The sequence below is a fragment of the Candidatus Omnitrophota bacterium genome, from assembly GCA_028715415.1.
Classification (GTDB): domain Bacteria; phylum Omnitrophota; class Gorgyraeia; order Gygaellales; family Profunditerraquicolaceae; genus JAQURX01.
On the sequence record JAQURX010000003.1, the window covers coordinates 162,392 to 173,935 of the forward strand.

Sequence of the window (11,544 nt, forward strand, 5' to 3'; positions counted from 1 at the left end):
GAAAACCAATAATTGGAAGTATTAAAGGGTTTTATACATTTGCTAACATAAGGGAATAAATGGAAAGTTTGATTATCAAAATAAAAAAATCTGTTAAAGAAGTCGGTTTAAGCCTTAAATTGTTAGGCAAATTTAAGAAATATATCTTTCGCTATTGGAAACAGCAGTTGTTAATGTTTGTTTTGTCAATTATTTTTGTAATCTTTGAGCTAATCAACCCCTATCTTCTTGGAAGGGAGGTTCTTGATAAAGGTATTTTATCAAAAAACACAAAGGCTTTCCTCATGTTTTCTCTTATTGGAGCGCTGATTTATATTGTTAATATGGTGCTTTCCAGTATCCATAGGTATGTAAAGAATTATATTATAAGAAGGATACATTTGGATTTGTCAAAAGACGTTTTGAAGTGTGTGAACGAGTTTTCTTTGGCGACTTTGCAAGATAGGGCTACCGGAGAACACCTTTTTAGAAGTACGCAGGATGTGTCAGCGGTTTCCAATGTTATAAATGATGTTTTGCATAATTTGTTCCTTTCCGTTTTTAAGATAATCCTTATCGCTTCTATTATAATCTTTATTAAATGGGAAATAGTTGCCTTTATGTTTGCTTATCAAATAGCTGTGGTAATTTTGATTAATCCATATATCAAAAAGATCCAGAATTTAATAGTTTTAAATTCTGAGAAATCCGAGGATTTATTTAAAAGATTGGTTGAAATTTTCTCGCATCTTTACATAATTAAGTCTTTTGGCACTATGTCAAAAGAGTTAAAAAGATATTTCAGGGAATTAATTTCAAGGACGAGAGTTGAAATTGATGAAACAAAATCTAAGATTACCTTTGACTTCTTGCAAACCATAACCAATAAGCTATTCTTCGCAAGCGTGGGTTTCTTTGGTTTGTTTCTTGTTATTAAGGATAAAATGACGTTAGGTATCCTAGGCGTTATTATGATTTATATTTCCAAGGGCCTAGAATCATTCACAGAGTTGGTTACTTCTTTTAATCAGGTTATCATAAACCGTGTTTCTTTGGAAAGAGTGGAAGAAATCTTTGATACAAAGATAGAATTAAAAGAACCCCACGATGCTAAAACTTTATTAATTGAAAAAGGAAAAGCCGAGTTTAGAAATGTTACTTTTGGTTATAAAAAGGACTACTATGTATTTAAGCATGCCAATTTTTTTATCATGCCGAGTACTCATATAGCTTTGGCAGGAGCTTCTGGATGCGGCAAAACAACAATTCTTAACTTAATTTTAAGATTATATGATGTTAATGATGGAGCTGTATTATTGGACAATCACGATGTAAAAAGCCTAAAACGCAGAAGTTTATATGATCAGATAAGCATTGCTTCGCAGAACCCTTTGCTTTGGGATAGTACTATTTTTGCCAATATCGCATATCGTAAAAAGAATATGAAGATGGAAGAATTGATCGAAGCGGCAAAGTTAGCTGAAGCGCATGATTTCATTATGGAACTGCCTCAACAGTATTATACAATAATCGGAGAAATGGCTTGTAAGATTTCTGAAGGGCAAAAACAACGCCTAAGCCTTGCGCGGGCTATACTAGGAAACCCAAAAATCTTATTATTGGATGAAGCAATGTCGTCTCTTGATTCCGCAACTGAAGACAAAATAATTGATAATATAAGAAATAGATTTGTAAAATCTACTGTAATACTTGTGTCGCATCGGGTTTCTAGTATAAAAAAAATGGATTTAGTTTATTTCATTGAAGGCCCTAACAAGATAGAAATTGATACCCACTCCAAACTTATAGAGAAAAGCCCGAAATACAGGTCTTTGTTTGCCAGCCAGCTAGGCGTCTAAAAGATTTCTTTACAAGAATGTCAAAGAGCAATTGCATAGAAAAGAATATCCTTGTTTGCGAGAAGTTGCTTCTTTTATGTGCCAATGTTAAATCCCACCAAAAGCAGAATGAAATAAGTCAATTAATAAACCAAGGTATCAACTGGCAAAAATTCTTGCAGCTTGCTTATGATAACGCAGTTTCTTCACTAACATTTAATTCACTTAAATTTTATCTGCCCATAAATGATATTGAGAGAGAGGCCCTCCAAAGGCTTAAGATATCTTATCAAGCTTGCACAGTTAGGAATATCTATTATAAGGAAGAACTAAAAAAGATAATTTCTTTATTGATGGATAAGGGAATAAAGGTTATCCCGCTTAAAGGGATCTTCTTGTCCGAGAGGCTTTATGGAGATGCCTCTAGCAGGGATGAGAGTGTTGATTTGGATTTATTAATAAGGCAAGAAGATAGAGCTAAAGCAAGGCCATTAATAGAAAGAACAGGGTATGTTTGCGAAGGTTCTGGAGAGATTAAAGAATGGGAGTGGGTTGATATTTATTCAAGGCCCAAAAGAAAGATTATTGAGTTGCATTGGGACATAACAATGATGGCCAGAAGCAAGGAGCGTATAGAGGGTTTTTGGCAAGGCGCCCAATTAGTTGAGCGAGAAGGGATTAAGTATTATGATTTCCTGCCAGAGGAGCTCTTGCTTTATTTATCCGCGCATTTAACAAATAGCGATTCATTCCGTAAACTCAGGTCTATGTGTGATATTGACCGTCTTTTAGAAAAGTATGGCAGACAGATTAATTGGGATAGCGTTGTTGAAAAATCCGGAGATTGGCATCTGCGTAGTTCGCTTTATGCCGCGTTAAAACTGCAGGCAGAATTATTTGAACCAAAATACCCCCGAAGTATTGTCCGTATGCTCGGTATCTCGTTACCTAAGCGTTTGTTTATCAATACATTTGCTAATAAAGGAGTCCTGTTAAAAAGCAATTTAAGGAGGCGCATTCTGGATAATTTTCTAGCGTATACTTTTTTTGAAATAATTGAGGCATCTAGCTTTAATGATTATTTGGCTATAACTAAAAGAATATTTTTCCCTCCAAGAGATTCTGTAAGCACTAACTATATCTTAAGGATTATCAATGGGATATCAAAAATTCTCCGTAAACGTGACTGCACTTGAATTTTTAAAAAAAAACTGGACTTTTGCGGATTTTTATTTATAATGAAAATCGTTAAATAGCAATTATTATAATTAACTTAATTTAAGGATGCGATGAAATTAAAGAAAATTTCCATTACATCTGCAATTGTTTTTTTCTGCTTGTTGTTCCCATCTCAAAATTCTAATCTTGTTTTTTCTGCTTCTCTTGAAATCGGCCGGACAAGATCCGGCTCTGCTGCAGCTACATCCAAAGAAGGTATGGGTTATGTGGTTGAAGGCGGTTCGGGTGTATCTACTGATCAGAACGTAGAATATTATATTGCGCCTGAAGATGAAATGGAGATTTTCGTTTGGCAAAACCCTGATCTTACAGCTACCGTTATTGTCGGGCCGGACGGATACATATCTTATCCTTTGGTCGGAAGGATCAAAGTTTCCGGTTTTACTGTAAGCAAGCTGGAGAACATCCTGAGAGATAAGCTAACTGAGTATGTTAAAAATCCCCAAGTTTCCTTAATTATGAAAAAGTTTGCCGGTAATAAAGTTGTTGTTTTGGGGGAGGTTACATACCCGGGGATTTATACATATAAAGGGTCTTTGGATCTGACGGATGCACTTGCTTTAGCAGGAGATTTTACCGAAGAAGCGCATAAGGATAGCGTGCTTATTGTGCATAATATTGGGACCAAAGAAGCAAAAGTAAAAAGGATTAATTTTGTAAAATTATTTACTGGCAGCTCTTTAAAACCTGAAGATTTGCTTTTAAGACCCAATGATGTTATTTTTGTGCCAAAAACATTTATTGCTAATTTTAACAAGGCTATGACAGATCTAAACATGGTTGTTAATAATGCTAACACAGGATTGCAGGTTAGGAAAGAAATCAGGCGGTTAGGTAGGCATGACCGTTAAGGTTATTTAACATTTCCCTTTTATTCTATGGAACAAGTAAACGAATTTAACCTAAGAGATTATTGGGCTACATTTTTAAAAAGAAAATGGGAAGTAATAATTTCTACAGGCATCGTTCTTTTCGCAACCTTTATTTTTACCTCTTTCCAAACTCCTCAATACCTAGCGATAGTTACTCTAAAAGTTGACCATACAGCATTAAGCCCCACCCAGTTTATGTTCCCGGGAAAAGAATATTTTTTTGGCGGACAGCGCGATGAATTTGAAATCCCTGATTACATAAGGCAAATTTGCAGCCGTCCGATTACAGAGAAAACCCTTGTAGAATTAGGATGGCTAACTGATAAGGTTAAAGGCAAGGAACGGGAAGATTTTATTTCCAGTTTTAATGGTGGTATTTGGGGTGTACCCGTAGAAAATAGCAATATGATCCGTATTAACATCGGTTATGAGGATCCTCAAAAAGCCGTTACTTTTATAAATAAACTTGCAGAGGTTTTTATAAGGGAAAACGCTTTACAGAAAAGCGAGCAGGCGCGTAATGTCCGGCAGTTTATTGAAAAAGCGTTGACAGATGTTTCAGATAAATTAAGAGTCCAGGAAGAAAGAATCCGGGTGCTTACAACTCAAGGGGCTGTTGGTTCTGGAGTAGCAATTGTAGAGAGAATTGCTGAATTAGAGAAGAAATTATCAGATCTATCCGGCAAATTTACCGATAAGCATCCCAATGTTATCAGCATAAAAGAAGAAATTGCATTATCAAGGCAGCAGTTGAAAACTTTGCCTAAGGAAGAATTTGAATACGGCGTGCTTAAAAGAGATGTCAGCGTAAATGAGGGGCTATATTCTTCTTTAAAGCAGCAATTACAGGAAGCGCAGATTAAAGAAGCAGAGAAGGTCAGTAATCTTATTTTGGTTAATCCGGCAGTTCTGCCAAAGGGCCCTTTTTATCCTGATAAGCTGAAGAATTATTTAATCGGGCTTTCTCTTGGTTTAGTTTTAGGTGTAGTCCTCGCTTTTATTACTGAACATTTGGATACTTCAATCGGCAGAGTTGATGATATAGAGAGCTTTATAAAGACGAGTGTAATCGGAATAATTCCTTATTGTAGCGAATACTATACCCAGCAGAGAAAAAGGAAGTATAAGCGCGGTTTCTTCAGTAGGAAGAGTTCCAAGACGGAAGAAGAAATCAAGCCAACGCATATTCTAGAAATTGAAAGGTCTACTTCCAATGCTCTTTTCTTGGAGGCTTTTCGTCTTTTAAGCGTTAACCTGCAGGTGTTGTTTGGTAAGGGCGGCAGGATTCAGAATAAATTGATTATGATTACAAGCTGTAAGCCCGAAGAAGGGAAAACTCTTATTATTTCTACGCTGGCTGTTGTAATGGCTCAGATGGGGCACAGAGTTTTATTGATTGATTCAGATATCAGAAGGCCGAGGATGCATAAGATTTTTGGGCTTAAAGATAAAGAGAAGGGGCTAACGGATATTCTCCGAGGGGATATGACAGTTGATGCGGCAATAAGGACAGCCACGGATATAATGCTGGGAGCTTCCGATATCGATAAGGTTATAAATAAACCATGGCTTAATAATCTTAATTTGCTTACTGCAGGGTCAAGCCTTTCTAATGATTTAACCCTTTTTAATTCCAGCAAACTTGACGAGATACTTAATTATTACAAAAATAAATATGACGTTGTCCTGGTTGACACTTCGCCTATATTAGCAGTCAGCGAACCATCAATACTTTTGCCTAAAATGGACGGAGTATTGTTATTATACAGGTCCGGATATGCTTCCCGTTTGGCGCTGCGCAGGGCCAAGATGCAGATTGAAAGCATAAGAGGAAAAGGTTCTTTATCCGGAGTTATTATTAATAATGTAAGGCCTGAAGTCGGCGTTGAAGTTGATTATTACTATAATAAAAAATATTATAGTGAAGATACAAAAGATCAATTAGGCGGAAAACAGGGGTAAGAGGGGTTTTAAATGTATGAAAAATATTGGGGATTATTGGAAAAACCGTTTGAGAATACTCCGGATCCGCGCTTCATGTATTATTCAAAGAAGCACGAAGAGGCACTCACCAGATTATTATACGCCATAAAAGAAGAAAAGGGCGCTGCAATGCTTTCCGGAGAATATGGCTCCGGTAAGACAGTCTTAAGTAGGATTGTAATTGATGAACTTATAAAAAATAAAATCTACGAAGTAGCTTTAGTTATCCATCCTCAGTTAACTCCCGTCCAGTTTATGCAAGAAATTATTTACCAGTTAAAGAATGAACACATTAAAGGAACAAAGCCGCAGCTTTTACATACAATGCAGGATGTTATTTATAAGAATTTTAACGAAGGGAAAAAAACGGTTATTTTGATTGATGAAGCGCAGATCATTAAGAACCTTGAGACTTTTGAAGAATTAAGATTGTTTTTAAATTTCCAGCTTAATGAAAAATTCCTGCTTACTCTCGTTTTAATTGGCCAACCCGAGCTATTAAAGAAGGTTCAGGCAATTCCGCAGCTTGAACAGAGATTGGGAGTAAAGTATCATCTTACCGGCCTTGATGAAAAAGAGATGGGGGAATACATAAAACATCGTTTAGAGGTAGCAGGGGCCAAAACAGAGATATTTACCAAGGATGCGATTAAAGAAATCTACGAATATTCAAAAGGGGTACCCAGAAAAGTGAACAATATTTGCGATATGTCGCTTTTGATTGGTTTTGGGCAGGAAGCAAAAGAGATTACCCGCGAATTAGCTCAAAGAGTTGCCATGGATTTAAGTAAGGAGGCTCCTGTTTATGCCAAGAATGTTTGATATCTTAAGGGGCAGCGGAGATAATGAGAATATTGAAGGGAAAAAAGAGAATCCTCAGGAAGATGTTCAAAATAAACCGCAAGATTCCCAGTTAAAGCCTGTCCCGAAGAACATAGAAAAACCAGTCGTGCCTCCGGTAAGTTATCCAAAAGGAATTTTTAAAGTTGAAAAGAAGAAAAAAGAAATAATCAAAGAAGAAGATGCTTCCTTGGTTTCTCAGAAGCTTATTAGTGCAGTCAAGACTCATGGTGTTGATGATGCAAATAAATCCAAAGAAATTTATGATAATGCTGTAAAAGCAGTGCGAATTTTATTACAGCGGATAAGGATTAAAGAAGATATTTCTTCAAGCGTAGACCAAATTCAGGGAGTTTTAGAGGATGTTTTCAATCAGTTGGTTTTCGGCGATAGTATTTTAGATAATATATATATCAAAAAGACAGAAGAGTATTATCTTCCGCATCATATAACCAAGGTGATGATTTTATCTTCTGTCATTGGTATGAATATGGGTTTTAATAAGTCTAGGCTTAATCATCTTGGTTTAACGGCGGTTTTTTACGACTTAGGCATGGATGAATTAAGGACAATTGTAGACACCCCAAGAAAGCTGAGTTTTGAAGAGTTTGAATTAGTCAAAACACATATTTCAAGGAGTATGGAGATTGTAAAGAAGGTTGATTCAATAGATGACATAGTAAAAGAAGCTGTCCTTATGCACCACGAACGGATTAATGGTAAAGGGTATCCTCACTATGCGAGCTCAACAAGCATTAATCCTTATGCGAGGATTATAGGTTTGATAGATACTTATGAGTCTGTTACAAATGACCGTGCTTTTCGCGAAGGGATGAATGGGCACAAGGCAATAAAATACATTATCGGGTCATTAAGAGATTATTTTGATTCTGATGTGATGAAGGCTTTCATCAATAAGATGTCAATTTATCCTATCGGATGCGTAGTAAGATTAGATACTCAGGAATTAGCTAAGGTTATCAGTGTCAGCCCCGGATCTCCGCTTAAGCCGGTGGTGGCAGTGCTGCAGGATGCCTCAGGGGAACCTGTTAAAAAAGGTAGCATTATAGATTTGTCCAAACAGGATACACCCACAATACTTGATACTATTTAATAACTCCAATAAATATAAGGCAAGCCAAACAATATTGTGGAAAGAAATAAGCTTTTAGTTTATTTTGCTGTTTTGCTCGCGGGCCTTATTTTAAGTTTTTTTGCCACAAAAAGAGAACTTAGCGTAAAAGATATTGAAATCCTGATTTTTCTCCTCGTTTTTCTCCCCACCTTAATTAAACCTGATATAGGGCTTGCGATTATTATTATTTCCATGCTTTTTTCTCCCGAAGTTGTCTTGGGCAAGATTTCCTCAAGGACTGTTATTTTAAGGATTGAAGATATATTTTTAGTAGTAGTTGTTTTGGCGTCATTAATAAGAATAGCTTTAACAAAAGATATAGGAAAATTTTTTAAAACAAGGCTTACGTTGCTTTTTTTCTCTTATATCGGAGCCTGTGTCATCTCAATCATTATAGCTCTTACTTTTAACAGCCAGATTAATGTCCCAAAGAGCATTTTTATTACTGCAAAATACTTCGAATACTTTCTGTTGTTTTTAATCGTCAGAGATAACCTAACCAGCCTGCGGCAATCAAAGATTTTTATCGGGATTTTCCTTATTACTGCTTTGTTTGTTTCCATGCATGCCAATATTTTTGTGCAGCAAAAAAAAGAAGCAGGGTCAACTTTTTTTAGGGCGTCATCTCCTTTTCAGACGAAAGAAGGAGGGGAGCCGGGGACTCTGGGAGGATATTTGATATTTATGATTGCTGTTACCGGAGGCTTATTGGTGTTTGCCCGTTCTTTGGGTATGAGGGTTTTTCTTGTTGTACTTTTAGCTTTAATGTTTAGAGGTTTAGTTTATACTCTTTCCCGCGGGTCATACGCGGCTTTATTCCCAATGTTATTTTTCTTAAGTTTTTTTACAAGGAAAAAGATTATTTTGTATTTTACAATAGCATTTATGGTTTTATCGGTGCTATTTATGCCGAAAATTGTAAAGGAAAGACTAAAAGAAACTGTTGTGCAGATTGGAGCTTCGTTTATTTTAGAGACTTCTCCCAAGGAACGATTAGACAGCTGGAAGTTAGTTATTACAAAAAGGTTTCCAAAGAGCCCAATCTTTGGGCATGGGCCCGGCAGGTATTTTATTGATAGCCAGCTTTTTACAGTAATTGCTGAAACCGGGCTTCTTGGGTTAATTCTATTTTCCTGGATTTTAATCAGGGTTTTTAGAATGGCTAAACATTCTTTATCTCTGGCAGCTGAAGAAGACGGCTATTCGAGGGGCTTAACTGCAGGGTTCTTGGCTGGTTTTGTGGGGCTACTTATTCATTCTTTAGGGGCAAATACTTTTATAATCATACGAATAATGGAGCCTTTTTGGTTTTTGGCTGCAGTTGTGCTTATGCTGCCCAGATTGAATCGTATCCCCCAAACGGAAACATTAGGCAGCAATAATTTATAAAAAAAGGAATTAAATTGGTGTCTTTAAAGAAATTCTCTTCGTATTTTTTCAATTCCTCGTTATCTCTGTTAATCAAGAATTCTTCCCGGCTTTTTATTGCCGATATTTTTGTCCAGGGGATAAGTTTTGTCCAAGCGCTTATAGTTGCCAGATTGTTGGGTGTCTCCGATTTCGGGCTTTTAGCTTTAATTACTGTTTATGTGGTTATTATTAATCAAGTAGTAGATTTTAGAATCAGAGAAACAGTAGTTAAATATGTTTCGGAATTCTTGGTAAAAAATGATAAACAAAGGCTTTGGGCTACGATAAGGCTTTGTTATTTTATTGATATTTCTACAGGAGTTTTGGCATTCTTGTTGGTTATCTCTACCGCAGGCTTGGCAGCTAACTATTTATTTCATCGTCCGGATACTCAAGGCCTAATTAGTTTTTATGCTATTATCCTTCTTTTTTCAACAGTGGATGGTACTTGCCTGGGGATTTTGACTGTTTTTGATAAATTTCTTTCTCTTTCCATATATTCAATGATCTCAACATTAGTCAAATTTATTCTAGTCATATCATTCCTTAGTTATTCTCGAAGTATCCATAGTGTATTAACTGCATATATAATCGGTTCATTTTTAAGCAGCTTAATCTTGATATATATATCTATTAAGACAATCAGAAATTCATTTTGGCACAAAGGGATTAAAGGAGGCTTAAGCCTTCTCTCCGGAAGAAAGGCTGAAATAACCAAATTCCTTTTAAATACCAACATTAATGAACTGCTGACTTTATTTACCAAGAATATTGATGTTCTTATTTTAGGCTATTTTCGTATGCCGCTGGAAGTAGGCTACTACCGTTTAGCTAAAAATTTTGTTGAAGCGATAACTTTAGTAAGTGCTCCCGTTAGCACGGCAATTTACCCGCAGATTTCAAAATTGTGGTCAAGCAATAAGATTAAGGAGCTCAAGATTCTTATAAAAAGAGCTACAATCCTTTTAGCTGGCATAACTTTACCCATTGCTGTTTTGTTATTTTTCTTTAGCGGGGTAATTATTCAATATTTCTTAGGAGTTAGTTATTTACCGGCTGCCCAATCAATAAGAATAATGCTTTGGGGGCTTTTAGTCGCGGTAATCTTGCTTTGGGTCAGGCCATTTTATTTATCTATTGGAAGGCCCGGGGTATTAAGCCTTATAAATGTATTTAATGCATTTACCATGTTTATTTTTTCTTTAATTATAGTCCCTAAATTTGGGTTTATTGGCAGTTCAATAATGTATGTTTATCCGTATCTTGTGGGACATGTATTGGCGCTATTCTTTCTTTATAGGCTGATAAACAAGGCTTTGAAATCAGAGGTTTAAAAATGTTAGCAACAAAAGGCTGCATTGTTTGTAAAAAAAACCAAGTACAATTGTTGTATCCTTCTTTAAATATCGTTAAATGCCAGAATTGCGGTTTTATCTATAGAGATGCCAAGATTGATCCCGGATACTATGTTAAATTTGAGACGTATAAAGAATTTTTGGAAGATTCAGCAAAGTTAGCTTTTAGAAAACGCAATATCAGCCATCGTTTTGATTTTATAGAAAAGGTTACAACAAAGAAAGGCAAATTTCTTGATATTGGCACTAATGAGGGGTTTGTTTTACTTGAAGCAAAGAAAAGAGGATTTGAGGCGGTTGGGTGTGAACCGAATATCTATGCAGCTGAGTACGCCAAGTCATTAGGTTTTACTGTATTTGATGAATATTTTGAAGGTTGTTTTGAAAACTTAAAAGTAATTGCTCCTTTTGAGTTTATTAGTTTGTTCCATGTTTTAGAACATGTCCCAGATCCGAATGCTACCCTCCAGATGATTAAAACAATTCTTTCTAAAGACGGATATTTAATAATTGAGGTTCCGGATATAACCAGCCCCAGTGCTAAGATTTATAAATGGGAAGAATTGCGGATAGGCAAAGAACACCTGTCATATTTTAATAAACATTCATTAGGGCAGCTATTGGAAAATAACGGTTTTAAGGTTGTGTTTTGCAAAAGAAGGAGTGCCGATGAGTTTAATCGCTCCTTTTGCAATAATTTAATCAGGTTGCCTTTATTTATGCAGGCGTATATTGCGGCAAGAAAAGTTAAAGCATTCTTAAAAAAACTGTTTGGTTCTCAGCCTCCACCGCGCAAGAGTTTGGAAGACAATAGAGAGTTATGGATAACAGGGAAGATGGAAGATAAGAGGTATTTTCTTTCTAAGCTTTTGGGAGATCGGAAGAGCGTCGTG

Annotated in this window: 9 protein-coding genes; all 9 read left to right on the top strand. The window is 36.0% G+C overall.

Annotated features, from left to right (window positions below):
* Positions 1-59 precede the first annotated feature (59 nt).
* Positions 60-1,838, top strand: a complete 1,779-nt coding sequence (locus PHO70_01990) for an ABC transporter ATP-binding protein (GenBank protein ID MDD5431745.1) — start codon at positions 60-62, stop codon at positions 1,836-1,838.
* Between the two features lie 17 nt (positions 1,839-1,855).
* A complete protein-coding gene (locus tag PHO70_01995) occupies positions 1,856-3,013 on the top strand; it encodes a nucleotidyltransferase family protein (protein MDD5431746.1) in 1,158 nt (385 codons plus the stop codon).
* Positions 3,014-3,106: 93 nt separating this feature from the next.
* Positions 3,107-3,907, top strand: coding sequence for a polysaccharide export protein (locus tag PHO70_02000; protein ID MDD5431747.1), 801 nt, complete (start codon positions 3,107-3,109; stop codon positions 3,905-3,907).
* A gap of 27 nt (positions 3,908-3,934) precedes the next feature.
* Entirely contained in the window at positions 3,935-5,890 is a 1,956-nt protein-coding gene (locus PHO70_02005; protein MDD5431748.1) for an AAA family ATPase, read from the top strand.
* 12 nt (positions 5,891-5,902) lie between these two features.
* Entirely contained in the window at positions 5,903-6,733 is an 831-nt protein-coding gene (locus PHO70_02010; GenBank protein MDD5431749.1) for an AAA family ATPase, read from the top strand.
* Complete coding sequence (locus tag PHO70_02015; GenBank protein ID MDD5431750.1) at positions 6,717-7,865, top strand: HD domain-containing protein; 1,149 nt, start codon at positions 6,717-6,719, stop codon at positions 7,863-7,865. Before PHO70_02010 ends, PHO70_02015 begins: the two co-directional genes overlap by 17 nt.
* A 36-nt stretch (positions 7,866-7,901) precedes the next feature.
* Positions 7,902-9,275 carry an O-antigen ligase family protein gene (locus PHO70_02020; protein ID MDD5431751.1) on the top strand — a complete coding sequence of 458 codons (1,374 nt, stop codon included), beginning with the start codon at positions 7,902-7,904 and terminating at the stop codon, positions 9,273-9,275.
* A 17-nt stretch (positions 9,276-9,292) separates the two neighbouring features.
* Entirely contained in the window at positions 9,293-10,630 is a 1,338-nt protein-coding gene (locus PHO70_02025; GenBank protein ID MDD5431752.1) for an oligosaccharide flippase family protein, read from the top strand.
* 2 nt (positions 10,631-10,632) lie between these two features.
* Positions 10,633-11,544, top strand: a 912-nt coding sequence (locus PHO70_02030) for a class I SAM-dependent methyltransferase (GenBank protein ID MDD5431753.1), incomplete at its 3' end; no start/stop codon positions are given.